This window comes from Marinobacterium sp. NO-S09, from assembly GCF_059179545.1.
Genome location: NZ_CP168954.1, coordinates 3727997 through 3745120, shown reverse-complemented (window position 1 = coordinate 3745120; position 17124 = coordinate 3727997). Strand labels below are relative to the sequence as shown.

The 17124-nt window shown below is 57.8% G+C and carries 14 protein-coding genes; 8 read left to right on the top strand and 6 right to left on the bottom strand.

Annotated elements, in window-relative coordinates; all coding sequences use genetic code 11:
- Positions 1-16: 16 nt before the first annotated feature.
- From O3C79_RS17255 to O3C79_RS17240, 4 genes are all read right to left on the bottom strand, one after another.
- A complete protein-coding gene (locus O3C79_RS17255; RefSeq protein WP_076461065.1) occupies positions 17-454 on the bottom strand; it encodes a cytochrome b562 in 438 nt (145 codons plus the stop codon).
- A gap of 11 nt (positions 455-465) precedes the next feature.
- Complete coding sequence (locus O3C79_RS17250) at positions 466-1167, bottom strand: copper resistance protein B (protein WP_494384095.1); 702 nt, start codon at positions 1165-1167, stop codon at positions 466-468.
- Positions 1168-1177: 10 nt separating this feature from the next.
- Positions 1178-3100 carry a copper resistance system multicopper oxidase gene (locus O3C79_RS17245; protein WP_494384094.1) on the bottom strand — a complete coding sequence of 641 codons (1923 nt, stop codon included), beginning with the start codon at positions 3098-3100 and terminating at the stop codon, positions 1178-1180.
- A 67-nt stretch (positions 3101-3167) separates the two neighbouring features.
- Positions 3168-3464 (bottom strand): hypothetical protein, encoded by a 297-nt coding sequence (locus tag O3C79_RS17240; protein WP_010325081.1) that lies wholly within the window; start codon positions 3462-3464, stop codon positions 3168-3170.
- Between the two features lie 138 nt (positions 3465-3602).
- On the opposite strand from O3C79_RS17240, the gene mtgA reads away from it, so the two are divergent.
- From mtgA to O3C79_RS17225, 3 genes are all read left to right on the top strand, one after another.
- Entirely contained in the window at positions 3603-4328 is a 726-nt protein-coding gene (mtgA, locus tag O3C79_RS17235; protein ID WP_494384093.1) for a monofunctional biosynthetic peptidoglycan transglycosylase, read from the top strand.
- A gap of 207 nt (positions 4329-4535) precedes the next feature.
- Complete coding sequence (locus tag O3C79_RS17230) at positions 4536-5855, top strand: Na+/H+ antiporter NhaC family protein (RefSeq protein WP_494384092.1); 1320 nt, start codon at positions 4536-4538, stop codon at positions 5853-5855.
- Positions 5856-5995: 140 nt separating this feature from the next.
- Entirely contained in the window at positions 5996-8287 is a 2292-nt protein-coding gene (locus O3C79_RS17225; RefSeq protein ID WP_076461053.1) for a YgiQ family radical SAM protein, read from the top strand.
- A gap of 27 nt (positions 8288-8314) precedes the next feature.
- Here O3C79_RS17225 and O3C79_RS17220 read toward each other — a convergent pair whose 3' ends face one another.
- Positions 8315-10291, bottom strand: coding sequence for a methyl-accepting chemotaxis protein (locus O3C79_RS17220; protein ID WP_494384091.1), 1977 nt, complete (start codon positions 10289-10291; stop codon positions 8315-8317).
- Positions 10292-11010: 719 nt separating this feature from the next.
- On the opposite strand from O3C79_RS17220, the gene O3C79_RS17215 reads away from it, so the two are divergent.
- The gene (locus O3C79_RS17215) at positions 11011-11223 is read left to right on the top strand and encodes a cold-shock protein (protein WP_010325086.1); all 213 of its coding nucleotides are present in this window, start codon (positions 11011-11013) and stop codon (positions 11221-11223) included.
- A gap of 29 nt (positions 11224-11252) precedes the next feature.
- On the opposite strand, the gene O3C79_RS17210 is transcribed toward O3C79_RS17215, so the two are convergent.
- Positions 11253-12227, bottom strand: coding sequence for a LysR family transcriptional regulator (locus O3C79_RS17210; protein WP_076461049.1), 975 nt, complete (start codon positions 12225-12227; stop codon positions 11253-11255).
- A 147-nt stretch (positions 12228-12374) separates the two neighbouring features.
- Here O3C79_RS17210 and O3C79_RS17205 point away from each other — a divergent pair, with 147 nt between their 5' ends.
- The 4 genes from O3C79_RS17205 (at position 12375) to O3C79_RS17190 (ending at position 16965) form a co-directional block, all read left to right on the top strand.
- Entirely contained in the window at positions 12375-13874 is a 1500-nt protein-coding gene (locus tag O3C79_RS17205) for a CoA-acylating methylmalonate-semialdehyde dehydrogenase (RefSeq protein ID WP_494384090.1), read from the top strand.
- Positions 13875-13951: 77 nt separating this feature from the next.
- Positions 13952-15001 (top strand): TRAP transporter substrate-binding protein, encoded by a 1050-nt coding sequence (locus O3C79_RS17200; protein WP_010325089.1) that lies wholly within the window; start codon positions 13952-13954, stop codon positions 14999-15001.
- Entirely contained in the window at positions 14976-15617 is a 642-nt protein-coding gene (locus tag O3C79_RS17195; RefSeq protein ID WP_010325091.1) for a TRAP transporter small permease subunit, read from the top strand. The genes O3C79_RS17200 and O3C79_RS17195 overlap by 26 nt, the downstream gene beginning before the upstream one ends.
- Entirely contained in the window at positions 15607-16965 is a 1359-nt protein-coding gene (locus tag O3C79_RS17190) for a TRAP transporter large permease (protein ID WP_494384089.1), read from the top strand. The genes O3C79_RS17195 and O3C79_RS17190 overlap by 11 nt, the downstream gene beginning before the upstream one ends.
- Positions 16966-17124: the final 159 nt, after the last annotated feature.

Here is a 17124-nt window from a genome sequence, read left to right as displayed (position 1 = left end):
CGGCAGGCAAATGAGTCTAGTCGCAATCCTTGCGCAGGGACTCATGGCTTTGCTTGCTGTGCTTGCCGATCATGCCCACCAGGTCTGTAGCGGTATCAGCATCCTGCGTCTGTTCTGCCTCGGCCAGCTGGTTAAACAGGTTATTCAGCCTGTCCAGACCTTGCTGATAATCCTGCATCATCTGCGGATGCTGCTCGGCAGGCAGATCATGCAACTTGAGTGGGCGCTCGTCAGCGGCTGCTTCCGCGAGTTCCTGCATGTCCCCACGTGCTGCCGCCATTTGCTGCCAATCCTCTTCAGACAGGGCCTGGCGATAGGTCTTGAAACTGTCCTTCAGCGACTTCATCTGCTCGCCCAGCTGAGTGTCCTCGCAATGATTGCTGTGGGCGCTGGCTGCCATTGGCAGGGCCAGTAAGCCAAGGGTAAAAGCCGCTTTTTTTATTGTGTGTTTCATTGTGATCTCCGTTAGAACCAGAAACTTATACCCAGTCGCCACTGGGTTTCCTCAACGTCATGTCCTGTCGCGCGGGCCAAATCAGCAGTATCTCCCAGTTTACGTTCCCAGGTGACACCGATGTAAGGCATAACGTCAGGACGTATTTCCCATAACAGGCGCAATTCCAGATCCAGGTCCGACAGACCGCTGCCCTGATGTTCCGCGGTATCGCTGAAATTGTGTGCTGTCAGGCCGACTTCGGGGGCCAGTACCCACTGACGGGATAGCCGGACTTCGCGTTCCAGACTCAGCTCTGCACTCAGGTCAGTGCCCGGGCCAGCCAGCAGGGTCGCCTCGGTTTCGATAAACCAGGGGGCGGTGCCGCTGAAACCGAGTAGGGCACGATCATTACGCTGTTCGGCCAGAGGCTCATGATGCCAGCCCAGCTCCATGTTCCAGTAGGGGCTGATGGCGCGGCGATAAAACAGGCGCAGTTCCTGGCTTTCGCTGCGGCCATCCAGGCGCGCGCCTTCGCTGGTCAGCACCAGTTTGTGCAAATCGGTGCCGAGCCAGCCTTCTACATTCCATTGCAGGCGGGTGTCATCCTCGCTGTAAGCGGCTTCAAGCTGTTTTACATTGAGCATGGCCAGCACCGGGTCATCGTCCATGGCTGCCTGTGACAGTGTCGGGGTCAACAGGGCCAGCAGGGGCAGGTATCTCAGTTTGTTCATGTCTCTCTCCTTAGCTGACCACGACTTTTCGGAACATGCCCATCATGTGATAGAGCAGATGGCAGTGGAATGCCCACTCGCCGCGGGCATCGGCAGTGACCAGGTAGCTCAGCCGGGCACCCGGTTGCACCACCAGGGTGTGCTTGCGGGGCAGGTGAGTGGCATCGCCGGTTTCCAGATCACTCCACATGCCATGGAGATGGACCGGGTGCGGCATCATGGTGTCATTCACCAGAGTGATGCGAACGCGCTCGCCGTATGTCAGGTGAATGGGCTCGGCTTCGGCGTAGCGAATGCCGTTGATTGACCACATGTAGCGGCTCATATTGCCGGTCAAATGCAGTTCAATCTCGCGGCCGGGCTCGCGCGTATCCGGCGTGGGGTGCAGGCTGCGCAGATCGGCATAGGTCAAAACCTTGCGACCGTTGTTGCGCAGGCCAACCCCCGGATCGTCGAGACGGTATTGCGGTGCTTCGGCACGCATATCCACATGAGGGCCGTACTCGCTGTCGGCATGAACCGGCATGCCGGCCGAGAGCGGATGACCCTTGTAGGCGGGTTCCATGGTCTTGCCTGCTGTGTGAGACATGCCCTGATGCATGCTTTTATGCATAGCCTTGTGCATGTCTGCGTCAGGGCTGCCGTGTTCCATTTTGTCGTGGTTCATGCTGCCGTGATTCATGGGGGCTGCTGCAGGCATGGGCATCGTGTGCCCATCATGCGCATTCGACATCGGCATGGCATGCCCGTCATGGCCCGGATTCTGAGCGGCATGGCCGGCGCCGCTCATATCCATCCCCATATCCATGTGACTCAGCTCGGGGGCCGGGTCCAGTGGTGGCGGCGTTGCGGTCAGTGACGGGTCTGGCGTCAGCTGGCCGAAGGCATAGCCGGAGCGATCGATGGCCTGGGCGAAGAGGGCATAGGCCTGATGGGCCTGGGGTTCCACGATGACATCTAGGGTTTCGGCAACGCCGATGCGGAATTCATCCACGTCGACCGGTTCCACATACTGGCCATCGCAGGCTACCACTGTCATTTTCAGGCCGGGAATGCGCAGGTCAAAGAAGGTCATGGCAGCCGCGTTGATCACCCGCAGGCGTACCTTTTCGCCCGGTGTGAACAGGCCGGTCCAGCCACTGGCCGGGGTCTGGCCGTTCATCAGAAAGGTGTAGGTATAGCCGGTGACATCGGAGATGTCGCGGTCGCTCATGCGCATCTTTTCCCACATCTGCCGACGCGAGAGAGTAGTGCCCAGGCCATCTTTCCGGATCTCGGGAATGAGATCATCGGTCAGATTGCGCTCACGCCGGTTGTAGTAGTGGCTCATCTTTTTCAGGTTGGCGTAGACCTGCTCCGGGGGCGTATCGCTCCAGTCCGACAGCAGCACAACATGCTCGCGGTCGTAGCTGAAGGGCTCCGGCTCCTTGGGGTCGATGATGATGGCACCGTAGAGACCAGTCTGTTCCTGAAAACCGGAATGGCTGTGGTACCAGTAGGTGCCATTCTGTTGTACATCAAACTCGTAAGTGAAGGTTTCACCGGGGGCGATGCCGTCAAAGCTCAGCCCCGGCACACCATCCATTTCGGACGGCAGAATCAGGCCGTGCCAGTGAATGGATGAGTCCGAGTCCAGATGGTTGCTGACATTAAGGCGTACGCGCTCGCCTTCACGCCAGCGCAAAATCGGTGCCGGCAGGGAGCCGTTAACGGTGGTCGCCAGTTTTTCCTTGCCGGTGAAGTTGACCAGTTGGTGGCCAATGTCGAGATCGAATGTGGTGCCGGTCAGTACCGGCGCGTTACCCGTTGATGGTGCCTTGGCAGCCAGCAGCGGGCGTGCAGTCAAACCCAGTCCGGCGGCCAGACCGCCCAGGGCCAGTCCCTGGACAAAGCGACGCCGTGAGGGCGCACGCAAAACGTTGTCCTTGCTCATGAAGGTACTCCTGAATAGCAAATAAAGTCCTTGGCTGCCCGTCATGGGCAGCGGAATTAAAAGCTGTTCAGGTTCTTGGAGGGCGGTGCAGCCCCGAGGGGAAGAGGGGCTGGTAGAGGTTTGGCCGAGACTGACCAAGGCGATGGCTGGCCTGGTGGGCCAGCGGCAAGCTGGTTAAAACCGGTGTGCAGTGGTTGCTGCAGCTGTTCAGGCATTGTTGCCAACAAGACAGGCTGCCGTCTTCGCCATGTTGATTGTCATGCCCGTGGGCCATCATGCCGACTGCTACATCATTTGATACAGGCACGGCCGACACCAGTACCGGTGCCAGCAACAGCAGGACCAGTGCGAGGGCACTGAGCAATCCTGTGAATCTGTATCGGGGCGTATCAAGCATGACAGTGGTAATCAGAGTTTGGCATAGTAGTTACAAGCTGACCGGAGCTTAGCGCGAGAGTTCCGCACCTTTCCTTAATCTTTTGGAATCATTTACAGAGGTCTTTTGGCCAGTCGTCCCCCATCCAAACTGTCCCGTTATCTGCTACGCCCGCTTTGGCGCCTGCTGTGGCGCAGCCTGCTGGCCGCTGTACTGCTGCTGACGCTGATTGTGCTTGGCCTTAAGGTGATCAACCCGCCGGTCTGGTCCTGGCTGGTCTGGCGCGAGTTAACCAGCCCGGCCGGTTATCCAGAGGAGTATAGCCACCAGTGGGTCGATCTGGAGCAAATCCCGGTCAGCATGCAGCTGGCGGTGGTCGCCAGTGAGGATCAGCGCTTTCCGCTGCATAACGGCATCGATCTTCAGGCCGTGCAGCAGGCGGTATCCGAGGCGATGGATGGCAAGGGGCTGAGAGGTGCCAGCACGCTGACACAGCAAACAGCCAAGAATCTCTTCCTCTGGCCCGGCCGCGACTGGGTGCGCAAGGGCATGGAAGCGCCGCTGGCGCTGATGCTGGAGGGCATACTGGGCAAGCGGCGTATTCTGGAGTTGTACCTGAACATCGTCGAGTTTGCGCCAGGTGTCTATGGCGTGGGAGCGGCCAGTGAATATTGGTATCAGCGCCCGGCTGAACGCCTGACGGTGGACCAGTCGGCGCGCCTGGCGGCCATTTTGCCCAACCCCTGGTTGTATGTGGCACAGCCGCCGACGGATTATGTGCGCCAACGCGCCGACTGGATCCAGCAGCAGATGCGTCAGCTCGGCAATGGCTGGGTCACTTCGATAGAGTAGTTGAGTTATAAAACCTTCAGTTTTTATGTCGGTTAATGTATAAAAGGCTCTTTTATGGCGCATGACGTCGCCAATATCCCGCATGGACGCTTGTCGAGCTGCTCGATATAGCGCGCAACTCCTTGATTCCGTTCACTGTCTTGGCCGATCCGGCGAAGCGGTGGTAAGTATTTGGCCTGATCGGTCAGAGATAATTCGGACACCAGCATGACAAAGAATTCTCCATTGGCACTGCTGCCACTCGGACTTTTTTTGGCCCTGTTTATCGGCAGTGGTCTCTACTACCAGGCGGCTGAAGTCGAGTTCGCCTTTTATCAGATCTCGGCTCCGGTCGCGATTTTGCCTGCCATCGTTCTGGCGTTGATGCTGCAAAAAGGCCGCCTGAACGAGCGCATTGAAACCTTCATCAGCGGTGTGGGTGACAACACCATCATCACCATGGTGCTGATCTACCTGTTGGCCGGTGCCTTTGCCAGTGTGGCCAAGGCGGTGGGCGGTGTCGATGCCACCGTTAACTTCGGTCTCAGTATTATCCCGCCCTCCATGGTGCTGCCGGGTCTGTTCGTTATTACGGCGTTTGTTGCCACTTCAATGGGCACTTCCATGGGTACCATTGCCGCCATTGCGCCTATCGCGGTGGGTGTGGCCGAGGCGACCGATCTGTCGCTGCTGCTGACCATCGGTACGGTTATTGGTGGTGCCATGTTCGGTGACAACCTGTCGATTATCTCCGATACCACCATCGCCGCGACCCGTACCCAGGGTTGTGAGATGCGTGACAAGTTCCGCCTCAACTTCAAGATCGCCTTGCCGGCCGCGCTGCTGACACTGGTGTGGCTGTTCATCCAGGGCAGCAGTGCCCAGGTGGAAGCGCCGGGGGATTACGAGCTGGTCCGCGTGCTGCCTTACCTGGCGGTGCTGGTGCTGGCGTTGTCAGGTTTGAACGTAATGCTGGTGCTATTTGTCGGCATCCTGCTGGCCGGCGGTGTCGGCTTCTTCATGCAGGATGCGTACACCGTGGCGCAGTGGTCCAAGGATATCTATGCCGGCTACACCGGTATGCAGGAAATCCTGATTCTGTCGCTGCTGATCGGTGGCCTGGGCGCGTTGATGAAATCCCAGGGTGGTCTGGTTTGGCTGTCCGGTGTGATCGACAAGCTGTCACGCCAGAGTGACGACCCGAAAAAACACCGTCGTTCCGGTGAGTTCGGTATCAGCACAGCAGTGGCGCTGACCAACGTCTGCACGGCCAACAACACCGTGGCGATCCTGATTTCCGGCAGCCTGGCCAAGGATATTGCCCAGCGTTACGACGTCGATCCGCGCCGCAGTGCCAGTCTGATGGATATCTTCTCCTGCGTCGTGCAGGGCATGTTGCCCTACGGTGCCCAGGTGCTGCTGGCCGGCTCAATCGCCGGTCTGTCGCCGCTGGTCATCGTTGGCAATATCCACTACTGCTGGGCACTTGCCGCTGTTGCGATTCTGTCGATTATCATCGGTAAGCCGGCACCCAAAGCCGCTGCCTGAATGAAAGACAGACGCTGACCTGAACGGCCCCGCTTGCGGGGCCGTTTGCGTTCGGGCGCGGGTATTGGACTTTGGTCGGCACTGTTCAAAAAATGCGCTATACTCGCGCGCCAAGCACGCGCCTTTATTCCGGGATCTTCATGCAAGCAGTTACACCGATTTTTGATTACACCAAATACTGGGCCGAATGTTTTGGTCCTGCTCCCTTCATGCCCATGTCCCGGGAGGAGATGGACCAGCTCGGCTGGGACAGCTGCGACATTATTATCGTTACCGGCGATGCCTATGTGGACCACCCGTCATTTGGCATGGCGATCATCGGCCGCTTGCTGGAAGCGCAGGGCTTCCGCGTCGGTATCATTGCTCAGCCGGACTGGCATTCAGCCGATGCCTTCAAGGCGCTGGGCAAGCCCAACCTGTTTTTCGGTGTTGCCGCCGGCAACATGGATTCCATGATTAACCGCTATACGGCCGACCGCAAGATTCGCTCCGACGATGCCTATACCGCTGGCGGCAAGGCGGGCAAGCGCCCGGACCGTGCCAGCCTGGTGTACAGCCAGCGTTGTCGTGAAGCCTATAAAGAAGTGCCGATTATTCTGGGTGGTATCGAGGGCTCTCTGCGCCGTATCGCCCATTACGATTACTGGCAGGACAAGGTACGTCGCTCCATCCTGCTGGATGCCCGCGCGGACCTGCTGCTGTACGGCAACGCCGAGCGTGCCATTGTCGAGGTGGCGCACCGTATTGCCCGTGGCGAAGCGGTGAACGAAATTACCGATGTACGTGGCACCGCTTTCGTCCGCAAGGATACACCGGCTGACTGGATGGAGATCGACTCCACCCGTATCGACCGTCCCGGCAAGATCGACAAGATCATCAACCCCTATGTGAACACGCGTGACCTGGAAGCCTGCCAGCTGGAAAACGGCCGTGATGACGGCGAAACCGCTGAAATGGAAGCTGAAGACGAAGTGCAGATTCTGCACATCGAGCCACGTGTGAAGCTGGACCGCAGCCAGACGGTCATCCGCCTGCCGTCATTCGAGAAGGTCAGCAAGGACCCGGTGCTTTATGCCCATGCCAACCGCGTGCTGCACCTGGAAACCAACCCAGGCAACGCCCGCGCGCTGGTGCAGCTGCATGGTGATCAGGAAGTCTGGCTTAACCCGCCGCCCATTCCGCTGACCACCGAAGAGATGGACCATGTGTTCGGTCTGCCGTATCAGCGCATTCCGCATCCGGTCTATGGCGATGCCGAGATCCCGGCGTACAAGATGATCCGTTTCTCGGTCAATATCATGCGTGGCTGCTTTGGTGGCTGTACCTTCTGCTCCATCACCGAGCACGAAGGGCGCATCATTCAGAACCGCTCGCATGAGTCGATTTTGAACGAAATCGAAGAAATTCGTGACAAGGTACCGGGCTTTACCGGCGTGATCTCCGATCTGGGTGGCCCCACCGCCAACATGTACCGTCTGGCGTGCAAAAGCCCCGAGATCGAAGCGGCTTGCCGCAAGCCGTCCTGCGTATTCCCGGGTATCTGTCAGAACCTGAATACCGATCACAGCTCGCTGACCGGACTGTACCGCAAGGCGCGTGATCTCAAGGGTGTTAACAAGATCCTGATCGCCTCTGGTCTGCGTTACGACCTGGCAGTGGAAGACCCGGAATACGTGCGTGAGCTGGTGACACATCATGTCGGTGGCTATCTCAAGATTGCCCCTGAGCACACCGAGCGCGGCGTACTCGACAAGATGATGAAACCGGGCATCGGCACCTATGACGCCTTCAAGAAAATGTTCGAGAAGTTCTCCAAGGAGGCGGGCAAGGATCAGTACCTGATTCCGTACTTCATCGCGGCGCACCCGGGCACCAGTGACGAAGACATGATGAACCTTGCGCTCTGGCTCAAGCGCAATGACTTCAAGGCAGACCAGGTACAGGCGTTCTACCCCTCACCCATGGCCACTGCCACGGCGATGTACCACTCCGGTCGCAACCCGCTGCGCAAGCTTACCTACAAGAAGAGCGGCGAGAAAGTGGAGACCGTGAAAGGGGAGCGTCAGCGCCGTTTGCACAAGGCGTTTCTGCGTTACCACGATCCTGAAAACTGGCCACTGCTGCGTGAAGCACTGACCGCCATGGGACGTGCCGACCTGATTGGTGATGGTGACAAGCAGCTGATTCCGGCGACCCAGCCGGACGACGCCCAGCATATCAACCCGCGTCGCAAGAACTCGCCCAAGTCCAGCCGCGCCGGCGGCAACCGTGCGGGCAAGGGCAAGCTGCTGACTCAGCATACCGGCTTGCCGCCACGTAACACCGGGGGCAAAAAATCCGGTGACAGCGGTCGCAAGAAGAGCGGTGGTCGTTCGGCGGGGCGTTCAGCTGCCGCAGGCAAGGGCCAGAAGCCCCGCGCCCGCGTACGCTAACCTTGATGTTTGACCGGCGTAAGCCGGTCAGATCTTGAAGCGCGAAATCAGATTACTCAGGCCCTCGGCCAGTTGCAGTTGCTGCTCCGCGTGAGAGGACAGGCTGTGTGCACTGTCCTTGATCGCTTCGGCACTGGTATCGATCCGTGAAATATTCTTGCCGATATCGTTGATGGCGGTGGACTCCTCTTCCGCAGCCGCGGCGATCTGAGTCGACATGTTGGTGATACTGGCAATGGCCGCCACGATGGCATCCAGAGCGGTTTCCACCTCCTGCGCACGTTCGGTGGCCTGCAGCATATCCTGTTGATTACTGGCCACCAGATCACTGGCCTGCTGGGTTTCCTGCTGCAGCTTACGGATGATAGCGTCGATTTCCGATGTGGACGCCTGGGTGCGCTGGGCCAAAGTCCTTACTTCATCAGCCACCACGGCAAAGCCGCGTCCCTGTTCGCCGGCACGGGCGGCTTCAATCGCGGCGTTCAGTGCCAGCAGGTTGGTCTGCTCGGATACGCTGTTGATTACATCCGTCACATCAGAAATCTTCTGGCTGCTTTCATTCAGGCGCGCGGTCATTTCGGCCAGTTGCTCACTGTCATGGGCCAGGTTCGCCACTGCATTGGCGGCAGCGTCCACCTTGGCATGACCATCTTGCGCCAGTTGGTCAGCCTGTAGCGCGGCATCCGATGCATTGACCGTACTGTTGGCCACGTCCTGTACCGCTGTTGAGACTTCTTCCACGGCAGCGGCTACCTGCATGGTTTCATCGCTTTGCAATTTGATGTTCTTCTCGGCTTCGTGCACCACGCGAGAAGTGTTCTGCGACTCCTCGTGCAGCTGCCGGCTGGCACGGGCAACATCAGACATGGCGGTGGCAAACTGCCCCAGCATTTCGTTCAGGTGTTCGGCCGTGGTGCCCAGTTCATCCCCGGACAGCACTGCAGCCCGGACGGTGAGGTCGTTGTCATTGCGCACGCTGGCCATGGTAGCGGCCAGGGCATCCACCTGGCGGTGCAGGCCACGAATAATCCACAGCGATATCACGCCAACCAGCAGCAGGGTGATCACCAGTGCGGCAAGCCCTATGCCGGTGCGGATCAGGGACTGCTCATGTGCTCCGCTGGCAGTTGCGATCAGCTGGGCGACCATGTTGTCTTCAAAGTCTTTCAGCAGGTTGATGCGGTCAGTCGCCCGGTCAAACCAGTCAGTCCCCTTGACGCCAAACTGCCCCTGACCGGCTTTTTCCATCGCAACCGTGCGCAACTGCTCTACAGCCTTGAACTCTGGAGAGCGTGCCATGCTTTCAAAGGCCTGAATGCTGGCGGCAGGGGCGAGGGCATTGAATTGCTTAAGGTAGGTGTTCTGTTCCGATACCAGGTTGATGAAGCGCTGGTAGAGCCCCGGACCAAACTGGTCGCTGCCGAACACGTTACTCAGGACCGCACGTTCGATACCGGCTCGCTCCTTGGCTTGCAGGAAGGCATAGAAGGCAGCCGAGCTGCGCGCAATCTGGGCATCGGTACTGATATTGGCGATGGTTGCGGCCCCGCTTAACAGGTCGGCATTGAGCTGGGTGTAGTAGCCAAGCGCCTTGCCAAGGGCGATGTTGCGATCATCTGCTTGGCTGCGAATATCGCTCAGCTGGCGCAGCTGCTGTTGAGCTCTTTCCAGAATGCTTTGGATACGCGGGTCACTGAAGCTGTTTTGTCTCAAATATCCCTGCCAGCGCTGCAGTGCCTGGTCGGTGAGCAGGCGCTGTTTGCTGAGCTTGTCGGCAAAGGCCTGGGTGCCGGCGCCCAGCCAGCCGCTGGTTGCGCCGCGTTCTTTCTGCAGTTCATGCACCAGTGAGCTGTTGTAGGTAGTCAGTTCAACCTGGGTTTCCAGTGTTTCCAGTACATCGGCCTGCTGGTATTGGGTCAGGATGATACCGCCAAGGAGCAGGGTGATGCCGATGACGGGTAACAGAATAAGCAGGAGTATCTTGTGAATGAATCTGAAGGCCATGGTCACGTCCTTGCGTCTGGAGTGAATCATTCTTGGAGAGGGGCATAAATAGAGTAGGCCTGAATGCCTGTAAGTAGCAAATTTGACCTGTGTCGGGTTCCTTAAACGACGCGCATAAAAAGTACAACACAGCATTGTATTTGCTTGATACTGGGGTATGATGCAAGAAAGCGATTTAGCCGGAGCCCACCAAAAACGGGTGCCCGGGCAGCCGGTCAGGGCCGGCACGGAGTCAGATTTACTTGATACATCAGTACGCAAGCGGTTCGGATACCGCGTTCCATGATACAAGGGCCCTCATGCCAAGGGTCAGGTCCTGTTTTGACCTGCAACCTGCTGAAGCCCACCCCGATCGATCGTTCCCCCGCGTTACTCTCGGTATTACTCCTTCTGTTATCAGTACAACTTACCTGTCTCTGGCAACCTCAGTGGTTCGTCTAATGGCATGTCTGTTGCCGTTTGAAGGGCGTCACGGTTTCGCAATACAAGAAATCTATGCTGGGGAAACAGATTGCGTCGGTAGCGGTAAACCAGCTCTGCGTACATGAAAAGTTTCTGTCCCGGAGGGTCCGAGGACTGAAAACGACTGAAGTTGCCTAGGCAACCGAGGGTCAGGGTCTGTGAAAGCAGGCCTTAGCAACCGGGCCACACCTGGGTGGGTCCAAACATAAGAAAAGCCAGCATTTTGCTGGTGTACATGCAAAAGAAAGAGGCAAAAAATGTCACAGCTCGTTACCGGTACCGTAAAGTGGTTCAACGATGAGAAAGGCTTCGGCTTTATCCAGCAGGAAAATGGCCCGGACGTATTCGTTCACTTCCGCGCTATCAACGGTACTGGTCGTCGCACACTGCACGAAAACCAGCAGGTAACTTTCGAAGTTACTCAGGGCCAGAAAGGTCCTCAGGCCGAAAACGTTACTGTTGTTGCATAACTAACAGTTCGGATTCGCAACAGCGGGCTTCATGCCCGCTGTTCAGTTTCTACCCCTGCCAACAGGCCTTGCGCCACAGGCATCTGCAAACCTCCCTCTGCTTCTCCCATCAAGAACCCCTGGTTGGCCTCTATGGCTGTTTTCAGGAACTCCCATAACAGGCGTACTCTCAGCAGTTGGCGCTGATCTCCGCGTGCGGCGATCCAGAAGGCGCGCTGAATATCCATTTGATCCGTTAACAGGGCTTCCAGTGCTGTGTCCTGACTGGCCATGAAACAGGGCAGAATGCCGAGACCGGCACCACAACGCACGGCGTGCAGCTGTGCAATGATGCTGGTGCTGCGCAGGCTGAAGCGCGGCTGGCTGGGCAGGTTGGCCAGGAAGGGGTCCAGATAGCCCAGCTGGTCACTGAAAATCAGGTCATCCACATAGCCCACCAGATCAAAACGACTGAGTGCACTGACGTTGCTCGGTCGGCCATGGTGGTCCAGATAGCCCTTTTCCCCATAGAGGTTCAGGCGGTAGCTGCACAGGCGTGAAACCACCATTTCGGCATTGCTGGGCCGGTCGATGGTGATCGCAAGGTCTGCTTCATGGCGGCTCAGATTGACGGCGCGGGGCAGTGACAGCAGGTCAATGGTGATATCCGGGTAACGGCGGCGGAAGGCTCCCAGCAGCGGCGTGATGACATGGGTGCCAAAGCCTTCGGTGACGCCCAGGCGGATCTGGCCGCTGACCTGCAGGTTACGGTCGCTGATGTTATCCGATGCCTGGGAAGCCTGGCGTGCCATCTCTTCAGCGAACAGCAGCAGCTGTTTGCCGGCAGGGGCCAGCTCATAGCCGTGGGTGCTGCGCTCGAACAATTGGGCGTTCAGGCTGGCCTCAAAGCGTCTGATGCGGCGCGACACTGTTGAGTGGTCTATATTCAAGCGGCGAGCGGCATCGGTGAGCCGGTTGGCGCGCGCAACTTCGAGAAATATCTGCATGTCTTGCCAGTTCAGCATGGAGGCTTTCCTTGTGCATTTTTGCACATCAAATGTGCTTAAGTGTTTGTTGTCTGTCAACACGATCCCTCGTTAGACTCAAATGAAGCATTCCTAGCTGCTTTGGTTTTGCCTGAGTACACAAAAAATATAAGGAGATCAGGTGATATGTCGGTTCGTGAAATCCCCCTGTTTATCAATGGTGAAAAAGTACGCTCCAGCAGTGATGACTGGCGCGATGTAGTAAACCCGGCCACTCAGGAAGTGGTCGCCCGTGTCCCCTTTGCCACTGAGGCCGAGGTCAACACCGCAGTCGCGGTGGCCAAGGAAGCCTTCAAGTCCTGGCGCAAGGTATCCCTGGCGCAGCGCATGCGTATCATGTTGCGCTTCCAGGCACTTGTGCGTGAGCACACTGAAGAGTTGGCGGCACTGATTACGGAAGAGCACGGTAAAACCCTGCCGGACGCCGAAGGCGAGGTGGGTCGTGGTCTGGAAGTGATTGAGCACGCCTGTTCCATTACCTCTCTGCAACTGGGCGAAATCGCCGAAAACGCCGCCGGTAACGTCAATGTGTATTCCCTGCAGCAACCGCTGGGCGTGGGTGCCGGTATCACGGCGTTCAACTTCCCGATCATGCTGCCCTGTTTCATGTTCCCGCTGGCCATTGCCACCGGTAACACCTTCGTCCTGAAGCCCTCCGAGCAGGATCCCACGTCCACCATGCGCTTGGTGGAACTGGCCCATGAAGCCGGCATTCCGCCGGGTGTTCTGAACGTGGTCCATGGTGGTCCTGATGTGGCCAACCAGATCTGTGACCACCCGGATATCAAGGCGCTGTCTTTCATCGGTTCCACCCATGTCGGTACGCACATCTACGACCGCGCCGGAGCTGCCGGCAAGCGCGTCCAGTCGATGATGGGGGCCAAAAACCACTGTGTCATCATGCCGGATGCCAACCGCAGTCAGGCGATTCACAACGTGATCGGCTCCTGTTTCGGTGCAGCGGGACAGCGCTGCATGGCCAACTCTGTCGTGGTGCTGGTCGGTCAGGCGAAAGAGTGGCTGCCGGAGATTATCGAGCATTCCAAAACCATGAAGGTGGGGCCTGGCACTCAGCGCGATGCTGACCTGGGGCCGCTGGTATCGCCGCAGGCACGTAACCGCGTTATCAATTTGATCGAGTCTGGCGTGGCCGAAGGTGCAACGCTGGCGCTGGATGGGCGTGATGTGAGTGTGGATGGTTACCCTGAGGGTAACTTTGTCGGCCCGACCATCTTCACCGATGTGAAGCCCGGCATGCGTGTCTACGACGAAGAGATCTTTGGTCCGGTGATGGGCGTGGTATGCGTCGATACTCTGGATGACGCTATCGAGTTCATCAATGCCAACCCCAACGGCAACGGCACCTCCATCTTCACCAACTCCGGTTGGGCCGCGCGCCACTACGAGGCGGATATCGATGTGGGTCAGGTGGGGATCAACGTGCCGATCCCTGTACCCGTTGCTTTCTTCAGCTTCACCGGTTCTCGTGCGTCCAAGCTGGGTGACCTGGGGCCGAACGGCAAACAGGCCATTCAATTCTGGACCCAAACCAAGACCGTGACCTCACGCTGGTTTGAGCCGGATAACGAATCCGCAGGCGTAAATACAACCATCTCAATGAAATGACAATGTCACCCACTCTGGTGTATACCGGAGTGGCGATCTATGTGTTCACCGTAAATAACAACAAAAGGAAGTGAATCATGAGTCAGTTTTCCCGTATCACTACCGCACTGGGCGCAGGTGCTGCTGCACTGGCCCTGTCTACCAGCATTCAGGCGGCCGGGCCGTCCAAACTGGATGTGGCCAACACCTTCAATACCAATATCTTCATTGGTGAGGGTGCTGTGCGTTTCGCCAAGGAGCTGGAGACGGTTACCGATGGTGAAGTGAAACTGAAAGTGCATAACCCGGGTGATCTGGTCCCGGCGTTTGAGGTGTTCAACTCCGTATCCTCCGGTGCTGTGCCGGCAGGTTGGGACTGGATCGGCTACTGGGCCGGTACGGTACCTGTTACCAACCTCTATGGCGCGCTGCCGTTTGGTCCTACCCCTGAAGCCTTCATGTCCTGGATGTGGTCTGGCGAGGGTACCGAAATCCTGCAGAGTGCATACGATCAGTACAACGTAAAAGTACTCCCGTGCTTTATCTCGCCGCAGGAAACCGGTGGCTGGTACAACAAGGAAATCAACGATATCAAGGACTTCGAAGGTCTGCGTATGCGTATTTCCGGCCTGGGTGCCAAGGTGCTGAACAAGTACGGCGCGTCCACTCAGCTGATTCCGGGTGGTGAAATCTACCTGGCGCTGGAACGTGGCCGTATCGACGCCTCCGAGTTCTCCGTGCCTCAGGTTGACCAGATCATGGGCTTCGAGGACGTCACCAAGTACTACTACTTCCCGGGTTGGCACCAGTCTGCCAGCTGGTTCTCGTTCATCATCAACAAGGATGTCTGGAACGAGTACGACGACAACACCAAAGCCAAGTTCGAAACTGCGTGTCGCGCCACCCTGCAGTGGGCCATGTCTGAAGCGCCGGCCGAGCAGATCCGTACTATCCGCAAACTGGAAGAGAAGGGCATCGAAGTGAAGCGCTTCCCGGAACCGGTACTGGCGGAACTGCGCAAGGGCTGGGATGAAGTACGCGAAGAGGAAATGAAGAACAATCCTCTGTTCAAGAAAGCGTACGAGTCGCTGATGGAACACAGCAAACTGGTGGACGAGTGGTATGAGCTACAAGCAACTCCGCGTTAATCCACAGCTGCCCGGCTGGCGCCTTTCCGGCGCCCGCTGGTGCGCCCGCCTGGCCTGCCCGTTGATCGGGCTGGGCCGCTGGCTGGGCCAGGTAAGCAGCTGGCTGGTACTGGGCGTAATGCTGGCAGTACTGGCAACCGTGGTGATGAATGCCTTCAGCGCCAATGAACTGGTGCGCTGGGATGAAAAGGTCCTGCTGCTGGGCAAGGCGATCACCATCAACACCATGACCGAACTGCAGTGGCATCTGTTTGGCCTGCTCACCCTGATCGGGGGCAGCTATGCCATGCACGCCAACATGCATGTGCGCGTCGACATGCTGCACCACCGCATGTCCAAAGCCACGCGTCATTGGGTCGAAATCATTGGTCATCTGCTCCTGCTGATTCCCTTCTGTATCCTCATTGCCTGGTTGTCCAAGCATATGGTGCAGATGTCATACGTTTCAGGCGAGCAGTCCAACTATGGCGGTTTGACCGACCGTTACCTGATTAAGGGTGCCCTGCCGGCGGGCCTGATATTGCTGGCGCTGGGGGCACTGGGGCAGGTGTTTGACCGCCTGGCCCGCATACTGGATCCGGCACGTGATGTAGAGGAGAGCTCGGATGCTGGATGAATATGGATTGGCCATTGCGATGGTCTTTGCGCTGCTGTTCGGGATTTTCAGCGGCTATCCGGTGGCCTTCCTGCTGGGCGGGCTGGGCATCGTCTTTGCCTTTATTGGTGATATACCGCTGCCGTTTCTGGGCACGGTGGCCTCGCGTATTTTCGGCGGGGTTATTGAAAACTGGCTGTTAATTGCCATTCCCCTGTTCGTATTTATGGGCCTGATGCTGGAGCGTTCCGGCGTGGCCAAGAACCTGCTGCTCACCCTGCAGCGCCTGTTCGGCAATGTGCGCGGTGGTTTGGCTGTGTCCGTCGCCCTGTTGGGTGTCGTGATGGCCGCCAGTACCGGCATCATCGGTGCGTCCGTGGTGATGCTGGGGCTGTTGGCTTTGCCGGTGATGCTCAAGCAGGGCTACAAACCCGAGATGGCCTACGGCGTTGTTGCTGCATCCGGTACTCTCGGTATCCTGATTCCGCCGTCGATCATGCTGGTTCTCATGGGCTCCATCATGCAGATCTCCGTAGGTGATCTGTTCAAGGCTGCCCTGATTCCGGGCTTGATGTTGGGTGCACTCTATACCCTCTATCTGCTGCTGGCGGCACGTTTGCGCCCCGAGTGGGCCCCCCTGGCCAGTGAAGGCGGGGCAGCAGATGAAGCCGAAGAACAGGCGCCTCTGGCGCTGGCACTGCTGCGTGATCTACTGGGGCCTGTGGTGCTGATTACCGCCGTACTGGGCTCGATCATGGCCGGTATCGCAACGCCGACCGAAGCGGCAGCCATCGGTGCAGCTGGTGCCATGTTACTGGCGCTGTTTCTGAAACAGCTGAACCTGAAAGCCATTCGAGAGGTGTGCCGTTCTACCTCCAAAACCTCGGCCATGATTCTCTTTGTGGTTGTGGGCGCGACCTGCTTCAGCGTGGTGTTCAAGCGTTTGGGTGGTGCCGATATGATCGAAGAACTGATCACTGGCACGGGGCTTGGCCCTTACGGCTTGCTGTTGCTGTTGATGGGGCTGATCTTCCTGCTGGGCTTCTTCCTGGAGTGGATCGAAATCAGCTTCGTGATACTGCCGCTGCTGCTGCCGGTGGTGAACGGGCTCGACTTTGGTGGCCAGCTTTACGGTGAGGCCGTACTGGTCTGGTTCGCCATACTGGTGGCAATCAACCTGCAAACCAGCTTCCTGACACCACCCTTCGGGTATGCACTTTTCTATCTGAAAGGCATTACCCAGGGCAATGTGGGTATCGGCACCATCTACAAATCGATCATTCCTTTCGTGCTGCTGCAGCTGACCGGTTTGATCCTCTGCATCCTGTTCCCGTCCATCGTGCTCTGGTTACCGGGCATGACGGAGTAGGTGGGTAGGAATTGAAGAAGTCGATTGATCAAAAGCAGCCGGTTGGCTGCTTTTTTGTTGTTGGAGCCAGGAGCGTTCTCATTGAAGAGCGAAGCCTGGAATCAGTACCTGAAGCAGGGCAGTATCAGTTAGCTTTTACAATAACGCACAAAATTAGTG

Bases quoted from the DNA above. Each gene is read 5' to 3' on its own strand.
- O3C79_RS17205 (WP_494384090.1), top strand. From the start codon at position 12,375: ATGTCGGTTCGTGAAATCCCCCTGTTTATCAATGGTGAAAAAGTACGC.
- O3C79_RS17200 (WP_010325089.1), top strand. From the start codon at position 13,952: ATGAGTCAGTTTTCCCGTATCACTACCGCACTGGGCGCAGGTGCTGCT.
- O3C79_RS17220 (WP_494384091.1), bottom strand. From the start codon at position 10,291: ATGGCCTTCAGATTCATTCACAAGATACTCCTGCTTATTCTGTTACCC.
- O3C79_RS17225 (WP_076461053.1), top strand. From the start codon at position 5,996: ATGCAAGCAGTTACACCGATTTTTGATTACACCAAATACTGGGCCGAA.
- O3C79_RS17255 (WP_076461065.1), bottom strand. From the start codon at position 454: ATGAAACACACAATAAAAAAAGCGGCTTTTACCCTTGGCTTACTGGCC.
- O3C79_RS17195 (WP_010325091.1), top strand. From the start codon at position 14,976: ATGAGCTACAAGCAACTCCGCGTTAATCCACAGCTGCCCGGCTGGCGC.
- O3C79_RS17215 (WP_010325086.1), top strand. From the start codon at position 11,011: ATGTCACAGCTCGTTACCGGTACCGTAAAGTGGTTCAACGATGAGAAA.
- O3C79_RS17245 (WP_494384094.1), bottom strand. From the start codon at position 3,100: ATGAGCAAGGACAACGTTTTGCGTGCGCCCTCACGGCGTCGCTTTGTC.
- O3C79_RS17230 (WP_494384092.1), top strand. From the start codon at position 4,536: ATGACAAAGAATTCTCCATTGGCACTGCTGCCACTCGGACTTTTTTTG.
- O3C79_RS17210 (WP_076461049.1), bottom strand. From the start codon at position 12,227: ATGCTGAACTGGCAAGACATGCAGATATTTCTCGAAGTTGCGCGCGCC.
- O3C79_RS17250 (WP_494384095.1), bottom strand. From the start codon at position 1,167: ATGAACAAACTGAGATACCTGCCCCTGCTGGCCCTGTTGACCCCGACA.
- O3C79_RS17190 (WP_494384089.1), top strand. From the start codon at position 15,607: ATGCTGGATGAATATGGATTGGCCATTGCGATGGTCTTTGCGCTGCTG.